12 protein-coding genes are annotated in these 13980 nt (G+C 59.3%); 4 read left to right on the top strand and 8 right to left on the bottom strand.

What is annotated here, in order from left to right; translation table 11 throughout:
- Window positions 1–52 precede the first annotated feature (52 nt).
- The 5 genes from IVB26_RS31140 to IVB26_RS31120 form a co-directional block, all read right to left on the bottom strand.
- Complete coding sequence (locus IVB26_RS31140; protein ID WP_247968858.1) at window positions 53–544, bottom strand: hypothetical protein; 492 nt, start codon at window positions 542–544, stop codon at window positions 53–55.
- 33 nt (window positions 545–577) lie between these two features.
- The gene (locus tag IVB26_RS31135) at window positions 578–913 is read right to left on the bottom strand and encodes a hypothetical protein (RefSeq protein ID WP_247968857.1); all 336 of its coding nucleotides are present in this window, start codon (window positions 911–913) and stop codon (window positions 578–580) included.
- Window positions 914–1000: 87 nt separating this feature from the next.
- A complete protein-coding gene (locus IVB26_RS31130) occupies window positions 1001–1264 on the bottom strand; it encodes a hypothetical protein (RefSeq protein WP_051058368.1) in 264 nt (87 codons plus the stop codon).
- Window positions 1265–1652: 388 nt separating this feature from the next.
- Complete coding sequence (locus IVB26_RS31125) at window positions 1653–2090, bottom strand: hypothetical protein (protein WP_247968856.1); 438 nt, start codon at window positions 2088–2090, stop codon at window positions 1653–1655.
- A 2-nt stretch (window positions 2091–2092) separates the two neighbouring features.
- Window positions 2093–2740 (bottom strand): formylglycine-generating enzyme family protein, encoded by a 648-nt coding sequence (locus IVB26_RS31120; RefSeq protein ID WP_247968855.1) that lies wholly within the window; start codon window positions 2738–2740, stop codon window positions 2093–2095.
- Window positions 2741–3226: 486 nt separating this feature from the next.
- Here IVB26_RS31120 and IVB26_RS31115 point away from each other — a divergent pair, with 486 nt between their 5' ends.
- Window positions 3227–4153 (top strand): DUF4399 domain-containing protein, encoded by a 927-nt coding sequence (locus IVB26_RS31115; protein WP_247968854.1) that lies wholly within the window; start codon window positions 3227–3229, stop codon window positions 4151–4153.
- 7 nt (window positions 4154–4160) lie between these two features.
- A complete protein-coding gene (locus IVB26_RS31110; RefSeq protein ID WP_247968853.1) occupies window positions 4161–5471 on the top strand; it encodes a caspase family protein in 1311 nt (436 codons plus the stop codon).
- Window positions 5472–6045: 574 nt separating this feature from the next.
- On the opposite strand, the gene IVB26_RS31105 is transcribed toward IVB26_RS31110, so the two are convergent.
- Window positions 6046–6291, bottom strand: a complete 246-nt coding sequence (locus tag IVB26_RS31105) for a PilZ domain-containing protein (RefSeq protein ID WP_247973315.1) — start codon at window positions 6289–6291, stop codon at window positions 6046–6048.
- 595 nt (window positions 6292–6886) lie between these two features.
- Window positions 6887–7558 carry a hypothetical protein gene (locus IVB26_RS31100; protein WP_247968852.1) on the bottom strand — a complete coding sequence of 224 codons (672 nt, stop codon included), beginning with the start codon at window positions 7556–7558 and terminating at the stop codon, window positions 6887–6889.
- 1105 nt (window positions 7559–8663) lie between these two features.
- Between IVB26_RS31100 and IVB26_RS31095 the strand changes: the two genes are divergently transcribed.
- Window positions 8664–10784 carry an MASE1 domain-containing protein gene (locus tag IVB26_RS31095; RefSeq protein WP_247968851.1) on the top strand — a complete coding sequence of 707 codons (2121 nt, stop codon included), beginning with the start codon at window positions 8664–8666 and terminating at the stop codon, window positions 10782–10784.
- On the opposite strand, the gene IVB26_RS31090 is transcribed toward IVB26_RS31095, so the two are convergent.
- Complete coding sequence (locus tag IVB26_RS31090; RefSeq protein WP_247968850.1) at window positions 10779–11441, bottom strand: response regulator transcription factor; 663 nt, start codon at window positions 11439–11441, stop codon at window positions 10779–10781. The genes IVB26_RS31095 and IVB26_RS31090 overlap by 6 nt on opposite strands.
- Window positions 11442–11931: 490 nt before the next feature.
- Between IVB26_RS31090 and IVB26_RS31085 the strand changes: the two genes are divergently transcribed.
- Complete coding sequence (locus IVB26_RS31085) at window positions 11932–13347, top strand: OpgC domain-containing protein (RefSeq protein ID WP_247968849.1); 1416 nt, start codon at window positions 11932–11934, stop codon at window positions 13345–13347.
- The last annotated feature ends 633 nt before the right edge of the window (window positions 13348–13980 follow it).

Below are 13980 nucleotides of genomic sequence, written 5' to 3'. Positions count from 1 at the left end.
GGCTTCGACTCACGCGAGCACGACGCCGTGCCCGCAACGCCACCTAGGCCGGTCACATCTTGTTTTGCAGGCCCAAGGCTTTCATCAGCTTGTCGAGCGTCTGTTGCGATTGCGGCGAGGCGCCTTTGCGGATCTGCCGGTAGACGTCTGCGTCGGTCGATGGCGGATCACGATCGGCATCACCGTCTGCTGCGCCGGGCGCCGGCGGCGCATCTGGGCTTTTGCCGGCTTCGGCCTCGGTCGGATCGCTGGCGCCTGGCTTTGATCGCTGGATGATCATCGCCGAGTTGCCGCCGCTGTGTTGCTCAATGCTGGTGTAACCCGGACCAGTCTTGACTTGCTTTTCGGTCTTGGAGGGATCGCCGCTCTGGGTGATCGTGGCAGAATTGCTGCCATTGTTCACGGTCGTCGTCTCGGCCCGCGCGGACGCGCTCGCCAGCGCAACCATCAACACGGCAGCAAGCACAAGCGATTGTCGCTGAATAAGCTTCATGTGTACCTCCTCGAGGATGGCATGCGTTGGGCGAGGTTGGAACCCGCCCAATCGCCGTACCGCTGGCCCGATAGGCCGGCGGCGTTACCATTGATGGACTCGGACGCGGTTGCCATCGCCGACCTGCATGGCGCCGGCGCTGTTGCTACGGCCATGCTGGCTGGTTCCGGCAGAGTTGCCGTTCCCGAGCTGGAGCTGGCTCGAGCTGTTGCTCGTTCCGGATTGTCGTGCAGACGCCGACATACCGCTGCCGGCCTGCACCTGGCCGTTCATATTGTACTGGCAGTTCTGGCTGGCACTGTCACTCGAGCCGTTGCCGATCTGAGTCCTCGCGTGCACGCAGGCGGTGATGCCGCCAGCGAATGCCGGAGCGGAGACCAGGGTCAGCACGGCACTGGCAATCAACAGAAGCTTTCTCATGGAGCTTGTCCTTTCGGGGTTTGCTGGACGGAAAGGAGTGTGAGGGAGGTTCCCGGCACGACTCCTTTCCGCGCGATGTGAGATCGCTTAGCGGCGGCGCTGCCACACACCAGCATAGTTTCCGTCGCCGTTCTGGCCGATCCCCGCGTTGTTGTTGCGGCCGACCTGGTGGACACCGGCGCCGTTGCCGTTACCGAACTGAACGATCTGGCTGTCGTTGTTGCGACCGCGCTGGAAGGTCTCGGCACCGTTGCCGTTGCCGTTCTGCACGATGGAGGACGAGTTGCCGGCATACGCCGAAGAAGCGAGCGAGAGCACGGCCGCCGAGACGAGGAGGATGGAGCGAAACATGATACTTTCCCTTTGGATGAAGTCGAACCGCGTGATTGCCGTTCGATGATTTGACGATAGGCCTCGCCGGCTCATAACTCTGTGCCGCAAATCACGTATGGCCCCGGCGATCGCTTGCATTCGCATCCGCTCGCTGCATTCAACGAGCGGTACTCAAATGCGTTGGAACTCGCGCTTCAAGAACCGTGGCGTGCACGCAATCGTTCAGAGCTGTATCGCGCGTACTTCTTCACGCCGCTGTTGAAAGAGGGGACATGAAATGCAACTGCCTGAAAGACCAAAACTGAACAACGGATCGCGGCGCTCCAAAGTTGATCAGCACACGCGATCAGGACTCGACGCACGGTCGACAATGATTTTTCTCGCGGACGATCGTCTTGCAACTTGTCTAGGGATTGCGGCCGACGCGATCAGACCTCTCGGTTTCGACGGCTTTCCCGATCAGGAGATTGATCGGAATGTCTTGTCCGCTGCGGCAGGTCAGCAGCCCCGAGCCTGATGATCCAGAAGCGACAATGCGGCATTCATCGTCGTCCATGATCAACGTGCCTTCCAGGCGCAGGGACCGAACTTTCAATTGGATGCGCGCCTGCTTCTGCTCGACGCCATTGATGCTACACAGGCCTATGTGCCGCAGCGTGACCGCCCCTGAATATTCCACTGCGGGGCGCATTGCCGCTTTCTCCACGCTTCCCGTGATCTCCCACTCCTGGAGATAGCCGATTTTGCCACTCGCTGGGTAGGATTGCGCCGAAGCGGTCGGAGTAGCGGCAGTCAACACGAGAAGCGCCGCAACGATCGTGCGCATCATTCCCGCGCGCGGCATGGTTACGGTAACTCCCGCACGACGCGAAAGCCGTTGGCGTAATAGCGGACGTCAACGTCGTAGCGAAACCTCGCCGACGATCTGACGTCGCCGGCCCTGCTGAGGAAGTTGCCCCCACGCAGTACCCGCAGGCGGCAGTCGCCCGACGTCCAGGGCAATCCATCCTTCGGCGCATTGCGATAGGACTCGTTCCAGCAATCCTCGACCCATTCCGCGGCATTACCTGATGTGTCGTAGAGCCCAAAGCCGTTTGGCCGGAACGAGCCCGCTGGCACGACCTGCTGCTTGACCGGACTGCCGCAGCCGTCGCACTGCGCATGACCGTCGCCGATGTCCTTGCCCCACCAGAACGGCGTTCGGGTTCCCGCCCGCGCGGCATATTCCCATTCCGCTTCGCTGGGCAGACGATATTTTTGTCCGGTCCTCTGCGACAGCCAGGCGACAAACAGCTTGGCATCCTCCCAACTGACATTGATCACCGGGCGGTCGCCACGTCCCCAGCCGTGATCCTCGGGACGCACCCTGCATGCGCCAATGTCAGCGCACTGATCCCATTCCGCGAATGTCACCTCGCGCCGGCCAATGGCGAATGGCTTGCGAATGCTGATCGTATGCTCGGGCTTCTCGTAGGGCGTGTCATTAGACCCCATCACGAACTCCCCCGGCGGCACGACCACAAGCTCGGGACAATTGTTGCAATCGCGAAATAGCTCACCCGGATCCGGACTGGCGGTTTGCTGAGCTATCCTGGTGTCGGATGACGCGGATGGCGGGTCGGCGGATGGGCCGGTGCTAAGCCCTCGCTGCGCGCTCGCTGCAGTGCTCGCAAGTTCAACGAGCGCCATGAGGAAAAACGCAGACAAAACGGCGGATTTCATATCGTGATCTCCGGTCGGCTAGAACGATCGGAAGTATGCACACGTCACATTCAATGTGACACAGCATGCTTCATTCGACCGCAACCGGCAAGGTGATGCTCGCGCCGCCGGATTTCGGTTTACATTGGGCGGCAAAGGAATATCGTTTCATCTCCCTTCGCTCTGCGCGGATGGGGATTTCTCGACGCTTGCAATTATTGCAGTTTCCCGCGGCTAGTGCGGTCCAGATTGTGGATCCATGTATTGGGAAGATTGCCGATGATTCACCGATTGCTGACATTGGTTCTGGTTCCATTTCTTGCTGGTTTGATGCATTGCCAGGCGGCACAGGCGCAGACGCAGACTGGCGGGCCGACGCCGTCGCCGGCGGGAGCAGCCGTCTATTTCATCGGATTGAAAGACGGCGATACGCTGCCAGCCAAGACTATTCTGCATTTCGGCCTGCGTGGCATGGGCGTCGCACCGGCTGGTTCGGACCGCGCCAACAGCGGTCACCATCATCTGATAATTGACTCGCCAACGCCGCCACTGAATTCCGAGATTCCCAACGACTTCCAGCACCTGCATTTCGGCGCGGGACAAACTGAGGCAGAGATTTCGCTGACGCCCGGCGAGCACACCTTGCAGCTTGTGTTCGGCGACAAGAACCACGTTCCGCATTCCCCGCCGGTGACCTCCGAGAGGATCAAGGTCAAGGTCACTGACCAGACCGCTCCCGCGGTAGCTCAAGCCCCTCCTGCGGCGGTTCAACCCACGGCCGGCGGACGTCGCCTTTCCCCGAAGGATGCCAAGGTTTATTTCATCTATCCGAAGAACGGCTCTTACATTTCCCCGAGCCCGGTTATCCGCTTCGGCCTGTTGAATATGGGCGTCGCACCGGCGGGCTACGATAAGCCCAACACCGGGCATCATCATTTACTTGTCGATGCCGAGCTGCCTCCGCTCGACCAGCCGATCCCGAACGACTTCAACCACCTGCACTTCGGCGCCGGCCAGACTGAAGCGAAGATCACGCTCCCGGTCGGCAAACACAAGTTGCGCCTGCTGTTCGCCGACTTCGCCCACGTGCCACAGGATCCGGCGGTGTTCTCCGACGTCATCAACGTCACCGTGACGGAGAGTGGCCAGCCGCCGAGAAAGCGCTCGAAGTACCGCCAACGCTCATGGCGGAGTTACGGATATTGATGCCACGATGAAGCTGCGCCAACTCTTGATCTACTGCCTTTGCCTTGTCGTCGGCGCGATGTTCGCCGATGCGGCAGCAGCGGAGCGTCGCGTCGCGCTCATTGTCGGAAACTCTGCCTATAAGAACGCATCTACGCTGTCCAATACCATCAACGACGCCACGGCAATCGGGGCTCTGTTCAAATCGATCGGCTTCGAAGTCGTCATTTCGCGCAACGATCTTGGTGTCGTCGAGTTCAAGCGCACTGTGCGGGAATTTCTCATCACCGCAGAGAACGCTGATATGGCGGTAGTTTATTACGCCGGCCACGGCATCGAGATCAGCGGCACTAACTATCTCATACCGGTGGATGCCAGGTTGAGCCGCGACTACGACGTCGACGATGAAGCTATCTCGCTCGACCGCATCATCTGGGCGTTGCAGCCAGTACGCCGCCTGCGCTTGATCCTGCTCGACGCCTGCCGCGACAACCCCTTTGCAGCCAAGCTGCGCTCGGCAGGCCGCACACCGGCTAGGGGCGGGCTCGCGAAGCTTGATGAAGTCGGGGCCGATACGCTGGTCGCCTACGCCGCAAAGGCCGGCTCGATTTCCTATGACGGCGACGGCGTTAACAGTCCCTATGCAATCGCACTACTCAGACACCTTGCCGAGCCCGACGTCGACATCCGGATCACGCTTGGCCGTGTTCGCGATGCAGTTATCGCCATGACCGGCGGACGGCAGGAGCCGTTCATCTATGGCTCCCTCGGCGGCGCAACCATCTCCTTGGTGCCGAATACAACAAGAGTTGCGCCGGCGCCGCCCGTCGCGGCCGCCCCGGCGCCCCCGCCAGCTTCGGTGCCCACCCCGCCGAAACCGGTCGTAGTCAGTCCAGCGCCGGCACCGCCAACCGTGAATGCAGCGGTCCCAAAGCCGCCGCTTCCGGCGCAGGCGGCGCCCCAGACCGTAGACCCCTGCGTCCGCGACGAAGCGAGGCTGGCGCGTCTTCGCGCCAACCCCACGCCGGAAGAGATCATCAACTTCCAGCGCGAGGTCGCGTGCACTCGACTGCGCCCCCAAGTGCAGCGCCTATTCGAAAGCTTTGCTGGCGATACCGCTCTGCCTTCTGGCGGAAATCCGGCGTCGCAAATGGTTCCGAAACAGCAGGCGCAGAATGAGTCTGTTCGATCCGAAGACACTTGTGCCCGCGACATGGCGCGTCTGCTGAGCATGCGTGCTGAGCCTACGCTTGCGGCAATCACCAAGTTCGAAAAGGAATTGGGCTGCGAGCGGCTCCGGTCTCAGCTCCGCCGACTGCGGGAGAGCGTCACTCCTTGATTGGTCCAGGGAGCTCGCGAGCAATCCGCCGGCTGCCAACGAGCAATGGAGACAAATGGGCGAGCAGCAAACGTACGTGCTCGGGCTGTGGGCTTATGCCGGTTTTCATGGTAATCCGTTGCAGGTGGGTTTTGAGAGCGGGCTCACAAAGGCCGATCAACCGGCTCAGCGGATCTCATTCAATTAGTGACGATGCGAGGTCGTCGCGCGGTGCTCGCTAAGGAGCGCTAATGCTCCGGTCTTGCGTGCGGACCGCTGGACCGTGCCCGAAGTGAACATTCCTCGGGCTCCGGTGTCCTATAGAACAGCCGGAGTGTTACACCTGAGCGGGGCGGCCCGAATACCTTGGCAAATAATGTGCTTGATGAGATCGCTCGCTGGGAGGGCGCCATCAAGGCTGCCGGTGTGAGGCAGACTGATGCTGGCTTCTGCCCGTCTGCCCACACGCGGAATGGCAGCCTGGGTCTTGGTTGCGTGAAAACGGATAACTGCGGTCGTGGTCGATAATCGGTGCAGGCCGCCGATGTTTTGGAGTCCGCGTCCTAGAACCGGGTTATAAATGAACTTCTCGGCCTCAGAGATCCTCGAACGCGACTCCAATTTGATTGCCACTCGACCAGACCAGGCGGCAACTTCGGATGACGCGATCTTTCTCGAGCATTAGCTTGAATGTGGAGTTCATGTACTGCTTCGACGGAAGCTCAATGGATGCCCCGTGTTCCGACATGTTGACCACGCGACAGCGTAAGCTGGCGCCGTCGCCTGAAATGTAGGCCACCTCGTCTACATCGATGCGCTCGAGCTTTCGACGGTCTATCATTTCATGACTGTCCGCAATGAAGCTCAGTCGCCCGATGTGCACCTTGCCTCTAGCAGCCGGAATTGTCGCGCGATTTGCGCTGCTAGGTCTGATCGTTCCTGGGCAAGGCTTCTTCTTTGCTCAATCATGTCGTGTCCGTCCCGTTCGAGCACTTCAATCAAGATGGTTTGGCTTTCAATATGAAGTTGCTTCGCTGAGATGTCTCGCGCGATAGTGGCTAATTCATCATCGCAATGTTGAGGCATAGCAGTCTCTTGGCTGGCCTGTCGGCGAGGACAGCTACATCCTAGCTCGCCTTAGCTGCCAAACCGTTACCTGACCGGTGCAGTCGCTCAGCATCACCAATACCGACACTCCTGGCGTCATGATGAAGCGCTTGCACAACCGCCCCCCCGAGCTAGCCGTCGGCGCGGCGAAGCGAGCGCATAAGCCATTTGGCATAGAGAAGCAGGCACCGACTTCGCCAAAACACATCATGTTGCCGACGACGCGTGTCGAGACACGCTCACGGCTACGTACCGCATTCTACTTGCCATCTGCGATCGGCCCGAGATTGCGGAACAGACCGCTTTGCCCTTGGAACGGTCGTCAAGGGTCACAGGACGCATCCGCACCGGGCCGATTGGGGATAGGCTGAAAGGCGCGGGTCGGCCGCAGAATGCGACTCGCAAAAGCCATCGACGATGTGGATGACCTTCTCGCTGTAGTCCCGCTGCCAGTGCCCAAGCCCGTGTAGAGCGCTTTCCTGGCACGCGATGGATTTGAGCTGAAGGATGCGCTCCATGGTATGCAGCGCGCGTGCATGGAGCGTTGGCAGGGCAGGATCCTCAGGTAGAGCCAAGCTCGGAAACGCGTCCCACCACATGTAGCAAACACCGTTCAGTGCGGTGGTATCGGCTTCGCTCAGGTGGGACAGGCGAGGAGCGCAACGAGGCTCAAACAATTTTGCAAATAAAGCAGCAATAGAAGCGACGCACCGAACACGGTCGTCGACCGATACATCTGGTGAGCAAAGCCATTGGTTATCGCCGCCTGCGTTCGTATTGACGAGGTAGGTCAAGCCTTGCGCGATTTGGCTATCTGCAAATCCCAGTAGCGCGGGCTCCGGGTCTTCAAACAGTCGAGTGAGATAAGACACGGCTTCGTCCGGAGGCGGGTCCCACCAATCATGCTCGGCATCGAGATACCAAGGTGCTTGCTGAAAGCGAACCTCGCGGCCAAAGGAGTGCTCAAGCCAATCGTCAAAAGTGAGGGTTTGAAGGCGCATCGCAACAGCCGCGGCTCATAGAACCTCATCGCTCTGCCAAACCGCCTGCGGTTTGGCGTCGCGCTCGCCAATGCTAGGCCGGGTACGGGATGAAGCCAAGTCGTGAAATTCTCAGGCAAATGCGGGGGCCGCTCGAACCGCGAAAGGCTTCATTAGCTTTCATGTGGCTAGCTGAGTGCGTGCCGATTACCGCCGATTGCGGCACATTGGAATGGGAATGCCGGCCCCGGCTGTTGACCCCATCCTGCGGCTGGGGCCGTTTTGAACTTTCGCAGCATCGTTCAAACCCGGGCCACAACCATGCTTAGAGGCGTTGCTATCGCGCTATTTGGAATGGGCATCTTTTCGCAGCTTGATCGCGCGCTGTTCTATGGCCGCCATACTGACGCCGCGCTCAGGCTGATGCGGGATATTGGCCGAGGCTTTGGACTGTAGGCCGGCCCGCGCCTAAATCGACGAAATCTCTCCGAGACTTCATTTTCTCAGGAGTAATCCGATTTCTCGCGCCGTCCGCTTGACCGAGACATGATGTCCGCCGTGCAAGTCGTCGAACGAGGTCACTCAATCACCGGCTTCCTTACGGTTGTTCGATCAACGGAGAATTGCACCGCCCATCGCAAACGCCACGGCCGACGCAACGGACTCGTCGCCTCATCGGTCATGGAGATGCTTCTGTTTTGTGAGCGAAGCTTCCGCTTCCGCGTCACGCCGCAGCAAGCTATCGTGCAAGTGGTTCAGTCCCGAGACTCCAACGAGAGATAGGCCTTTGTCGCACACAGCGACCTAGCCCAAGTCCAAATCCGGCCTTTCGGAGCGCCTGTCTTCGTCGTACGATGCACCTCCCAAAGCTCGGGTGAACACGAGACGGCGCGAATTCCTCGGGGTGCAACGGTGCCCTGTCTGTCCCACTGGTTCTGACGCAATCCGCGGGGATTGAACAGCGAGTCGGCCAGCTCCATCGCACGCGCCGTCTCCTAGTCCGCCAGCAGACTGCTGTGATCAATTCGATCTGAGCGCACCTGCCGTATCGACCTAGCGACTTGGATCCAAAAATCAAAAGTCAGTTTCGGTGGACGAACCAATTGCCTAATCCAGGACGTGGACGATGTCCAATCCTCGATCATTAGCTCCCGAGACAAATTCTAGCCGAGGCTTAAGCTACGTCGGTAGCCTGATCGCAATCGGGGCGATCTATCTCGTCTTGGCCAAAGGCGGGCTTGCTCTCGCGTCCATTCATCCCAGTGCAACGCCAATTTGGCCACCGACAGGTGTTGCGCTGGCGGCGGTGCTGTTGCAGGGATATGGGACCTGGCCAGCAATTTTTGCGGCAGCGTTGATCGCAAATGCGACGACGGCGGGTTCGGTTGCTACCGCAATCGCGATTGCGGCCGGTAACGCTCTTGAAGCGGTTGTAGGCGCTTATCTCATGAATCGGTGGTCGGGCGGATGTAACACGTTTTCAAGTCCCAATTCTGTTGCAAAGTTTGCTGTGATTTGCGTCGTAATCGCGACGCCAATCAGCGCCAGCATTGGACTGACCAGTCTGACAATCTTCGGGTACATCGAACAGAAGAGTTTCGCGGACGCGTGGATCACCTGGTGGCTGGGAGATGTGACAGGCGCACTGGTCATTGCTCCCGTTATCGTGCTTTGGGCATCAAGCCGCTATCATGACTTCGAGCGCCATGCGCTTCTGGAGACGGTCGGCGTCCTCACGACAGCGGCGGTTGTTGGACTCATTGCTTTCAGCCCTTTGATCGAGCAAACGCCCGGCCGAGATCCACTGGGTTTTCTGGCGATCTTGCCCATGTTGTGGGCGGCGCTGCGCCGCGGTCCACGCGATACCGCGACGGTCGCCCTGGTGCTTGCGGGCATCACGATCTGGGGCACGCTCACGGGCGGCGGCCCGTTCACAACTACGGACCTTAACGCATCGTTCCTGCTGGTGTTGATGTTCTTGATCAGCATTACCGTTCCAAGCTTGCTGCTGAGCGCCGATGTCGAGGTGCGCAAGAAGGCGCAGGAGCGTCTGCGTCGCGCGCGCGTCGAACTCGAGCGGAAGGTCGCAGAGCGGACGCAAGAACTGGAGCTCGCCAGTGCCGCAAAATCCCGCTTTTTTGCCATGGCAAGCCATGATTTGCGGCAACCGTTACATGCATTAGGGCTGTTTGTTGCCCAGCTGCGCACGCCGCTCGAACCGGGGGAGAGGGCAAGGACGATCGAGCGGGTCGACGCAACGCGCAAGGAAATGGACGAAATGTTCAATTCGCTGCTGGACATTTCGAGAATCGATGCCGGGATGCTTAACCCCAACGTTACGGAATTCCCGATCGGGCGCCTGTTGCAGAAAAGCGAGACGGCGTTTGATCAGGCGACGCGTGAAAAAGGCTTGCGCTTGCGCGTCAGGCCAAGTGACGCTTGGGTCCGGAGCGACGCCATGCTGCTCGAACGCATACTCCGGAATTTGGTATCCAATGCTGTACGCTATACGTTGCAGGGCGGGATCCTGGTCGGATGCCGTCGACGCGATGAAATGCTGCGCATCGAAGTATACGATACAGGTCCCGGCATTCCCGAGGATCAAAGGCAGAATATCTTTGGCGAGTTTTTTCAAGTTCCTGCTCCGGAGCAGAGCCGGTCCGGCGGACTGGGGCTCGGCCTTGCCATTGTCGACAGGCTTCGCTTGCTTCTGAACCATCCAATCGAGCTCGCCTCAACTGTGGGTCGCGGCTCGCGATTCACGATCCTGGTTCCGAAGGTCGACGAATGCGTCAGAGCCGCAGCGCCCGCCGACTTACCACACCCCGGCGCTTTTGCAGTCGACGGCAAGGCAATTCTTGTTATTGCCGATACTCCAATCGTGCAGGAGGGAACGGGCGGATTGCTCAGCAAATGGGGATGTTCGGTTCTTGCCGCCGGATCCGACGAAGCCGCACTGGTCCGACTTGCTGAGCGCGAACAACGCCCCGACCTCATAATCTCGGACTATCATCTCGCACGCGGGAAGACCGGAATCAGGGCAATTGAACAAATCAATGCGGCGTTTGGCTCGTCAATTCCTGCCATTCTCATCAGCGGCGATACCGCAGCTGAACCACTGCGGGACGCTAAGGATAGAGGATACGTTTTGCTGCATAAGCCGGTCGACCCAATGCAGCTCCGGGCTGTCATGCACACGCTGTTTAGGGATCACGATGGTGGGAGAGACGCTGGGGCGGTTTCATGATCCAAATTTCGGCGGCCACTCCCAGCCCATCTTTCCGACCTTTATGACGGCCTCGGTGCGCGTCGCTACGCCCAGCGCCTTGAGAACGACCGTGATGTGATTCTTCACTGTAGGCACTGCCATATTGAGCATCCCGGCAATGACCTTGTTGCTCTTTCCCTTCATCAGGAGCGCAAGTACTTCAATCTGCCGATCGGTCAACCCGAGCCCCTTGAGCGAGTCGGGCGCCATCGGCTCGTTTGCATGCCGTGGACACGCTGTCTTCTCCAGTATCTCCAACGGGATGTAAACTCCGCCGGAGAACACCAACTCAATAGCGTTGAGCATCACCTCGCGTTCCGTGGTTTTCGGAATGAAACCGAGCGCGCCGAGTTTGAAAGCGCGCCTGACCGTGTCTTGATCATCGGAGGACGAGAGAATGACGACAGCAGTCTTCGCATAGTGATCGCGCAGTTCGCAAAGGACAGAGAATCCGTCGCGATCAGGCAAATTGATATCAAGCAAAATGAGGCTGATATCGGGATGCTCCTCGACGATGTGCATGGCCTCTCGGCCGCTCGAAGCTTCGAATATGACGGCTTCTCGCTTTAGTTGCTTCAGGACAGCGTGCAACGCGGCCCGAATCAATGTGTGATCGTCAACAACAAGCACCTTCATAAAAAAGCTCTCCGTCTTCTGACCGCCCGGAGATCAATAGAAAATCATACACCCACCTTCGAAATGGTCCATCTTCCATCGCGGGTCCGGCCAGCGGTTCGCCGTCAGGTAAGAACGGAGCGGACTACGTGAAGCGGCCCCCTCGATCCCATGCGAGCGATGAATTGCTCATCATGTGTCTGACCGAGGCCAATGGACGGCAGGCCGGACGGTACCTTGGTCATAGGACCTAGGCACCTCTCTGTACCGACCTCCGGCCGATTTACAGGCTGCGGCACTTGCAAGATGATGACGACAGTCAGCCTCTCCACCAAGGTTGTGCGCAGCGCGGCCATACGGTCATTGTCGCAATTGCTGTCGTGGCCGGGTCGGTGGGAAGCAATTCTGGACTGCGGCGCTGTCAGAATCCCGCAGCGTGCTTTTTGTCACATTCGGTTCCTCTCAATCGTTCCTAATCGAAGCCTGCGCGTACCCTGGACGAGGCAAGCCAATGCAGGATCGGACCGCATCCCGGAAGCCATTTGCGGGCGCTCTGCCCGAGCTCAAAGTCAACAGCCGCGACCTGCGCATTGATGCCTGCCGCGGCATCGCGCTCTGGTGCATCTTTCTTGATCATGTCCCCAATAACATTGGAAGTTGGCTGACGCTACGGAACTACGGCTTCAGCGATGCCGCGGAAGTGTTTATGTTCGTCTCGGGAGTCACCTGCGCGCTGGCCTATGGCAAGGTACGGAGTTGCGAGGGGTGGACCAGCGTGATCCGCCGGACACTGCGGCGAAGCTGGGACATCTATGTCGCATTTCTACTGCTGACCCTCGCTTGCGCCATCTTGGTTCACCTCGCAGGCGGGGACCGTCTTGCTGATGAGAGCAATACGCGCATTCTGTTGGACCAGCCGGGCTCGGCGCTCGCGCACGCAGCGATCCTGCAATACCGTCCAGTCAATACCGACGTATTGCCGATCTTCGTGCTTCTCCACCTCTTTTTCGCGCCGTTGCTGTGGTTGCTGCTCCGAATGCCGAACGTGACGCTTGGCGCCTCGCTGGCGCTTTATGCGCTGGTGCAAATGTTCGGCTGGTCCATGCCGGCGTGGCCGAGCGGCCATTGGGCTTTCAATCCACTGGCCTGGCAGCTATTGGCGGTCCTTGGCGCGTGGATGGTAATCGAGGGTGAAAGAGTTCGCCCCTGGCTAACGTCTCGCACGGTGCTCGTGCCTGCCGCTCTCTATCTGGTCTTCAGCCTCGTCATCGCATTGAGCTGGAGAATCATGCCGTTGGAAGCGTTCATCCCGCAGGGGTTGACCAAGTTGGCTTACCCGCTGGACAAATCCAATCTCGATCCGTTGCGTCTATTGCATTTCTTGGCTCTTGCTGTTGTGGCGGTATGGTTCGTGCCGCCCAATCGGCAAGCATTGACGACCGCGGTGATGCGCAGCGCCATCCTCTGTGGCAAGCACTCGTTGCCAATCTTCTGCCTCGGCGTCCTGCTGACGCTCGCTAGCCTCCTGGCGCTGCTCGACATATCGGAGGGGCTTGCGATGCAGATCACGCTCAGCCTTGGTGGGATTCTCATGATGATCGCGGCGGCGACCCTGCTGGACTTGGTCAAGATCACGCCCACGCTTCAGCCGACCATTGCACTACCAATGGGCGTGCCCGTACAGCCGGACGCCGGGGGCACCGTTGGCTGGCGCCCCGTGGAGGCGTTTCGCCGAGGACTGCGCGAGTTCGGATGGGCCGGCGACCGGAATCCTGTCATCAATTGCTGGTTCGCGGATAGGCAATCCCACCGGATGTACCAGGTGTTTGGCCTCGCAGGCGCATTGGTACGGCCAAAGGCGAATGTCATCGCGGTGTCGCCGAAGCCTGCAACCGCGACCATTCCATCGGCGGAATATGGCTTTTGACACGTCGGCACGGAAACCGGCAGAACTTGAGCCGCTCTGAGAGATCACTCCCTATCTCAGGAAGAAGTCCGCTCAGCAACGGAAATCGTACGGTTCAGTCGCCATTCAGGCTGGAACGACTACTCAGCCTCTTTCAGAGGTTCCGCCGGAGAACTCATCGATCTTTTGATGATCTCGGCGCGAACGTCTTCGTAAAGTATCGATTCCGATCGATGTTGTGCATGCCATTGTCGCATTCGACCTAAACGAGCCTGATTAGAGTGCTGAGCTGCCGATGAACCAAAGCAAGTTGCCATACCTTGTGATCTCCGCCGCGATTATCGTCGTGCTTGTGGGCTGGTATGGTTGGCTTCTGGCGTTACAAGCAAGCCGGAGCCAAATGTGGGTCTTTTGAGCGTCAATCGGCCAGCGTCGAGATCGACGCCGGTGCGTGCCAAGGTCTGCTTCGCCAACCTGATCGGAGGTCGGTGCCACACGTTCCCGCCTCGCAGGAGCCGAAGGAAAAATATCTTCCGCCCGCGGGCATGAGGTGCGAGCCCTGCCTTGGTGACGGCGGCGGGCAGCGCCACACAGGCCTGACTGGTCTCATGAGGTAAAGCAGCCTGCAAGGCAAGCCGCCCCACGCATCCTTGA

The sequence above is a fragment of the Bradyrhizobium sp. 195 genome, from assembly GCF_023101665.1.
Lineage (GTDB): Bacteria > Pseudomonadota > Alphaproteobacteria > Rhizobiales > Xanthobacteraceae > Bradyrhizobium.
The sequence above is the reverse complement of the archived record's forward strand: the minus strand, read 5'-3'. Positions and strand labels throughout refer to the sequence as shown.

Excerpts from the sequence above, each read along its gene's own strand:
- IVB26_RS31135 (WP_247968857.1), bottom strand. The coding sequence starts at position 913 with ATGAGAAAGCTTCTGTTGATTGCCAGTGCCGTGCTGACCCTGGTCTCC.
- IVB26_RS31130 (WP_051058368.1), bottom strand. The coding sequence starts at position 1,264 with ATGTTTCGCTCCATCCTCCTCGTCTCGGCGGCCGTGCTCTCGCTCGCT.
- IVB26_RS31125 (WP_247968856.1), bottom strand. The coding sequence starts at position 2,090 with ATGCCGCGCGCGGGAATGATGCGCACGATCGTTGCGGCGCTTCTCGTG.
- IVB26_RS31120 (WP_247968855.1), bottom strand. The coding sequence starts at position 2,740 with ATGGGGTCTAATGACACGCCCTACGAGAAGCCCGAGCATACGATCAGC.
- IVB26_RS31115 (WP_247968854.1), top strand. The coding sequence starts at position 3,227 with ATGATTCACCGATTGCTGACATTGGTTCTGGTTCCATTTCTTGCTGGT.
- IVB26_RS31110 (WP_247968853.1), top strand. The coding sequence starts at position 4,161 with ATGAAGCTGCGCCAACTCTTGATCTACTGCCTTTGCCTTGTCGTCGGC.
- IVB26_RS31105 (WP_247973315.1), bottom strand. The coding sequence starts at position 6,291 with ATGATAGACCGTCGAAAGCTCGAGCGCATCGATGTAGACGAGGTGGCC.
- IVB26_RS31100 (WP_247968852.1), bottom strand. The coding sequence starts at position 7,558 with ATGCGCCTTCAAACCCTCACTTTTGACGATTGGCTTGAGCACTCCTTT.
- IVB26_RS31095 (WP_247968851.1), top strand. The coding sequence starts at position 8,664 with ATGTCCAATCCTCGATCATTAGCTCCCGAGACAAATTCTAGCCGAGGC.
- IVB26_RS31090 (WP_247968850.1), bottom strand. The coding sequence starts at position 11,441 with ATGAAGGTGCTTGTTGTTGACGATCACACATTGATTCGGGCCGCGTTG.
- IVB26_RS31085 (WP_247968849.1), top strand. The coding sequence starts at position 11,932 with ATGCAGGATCGGACCGCATCCCGGAAGCCATTTGCGGGCGCTCTGCCC.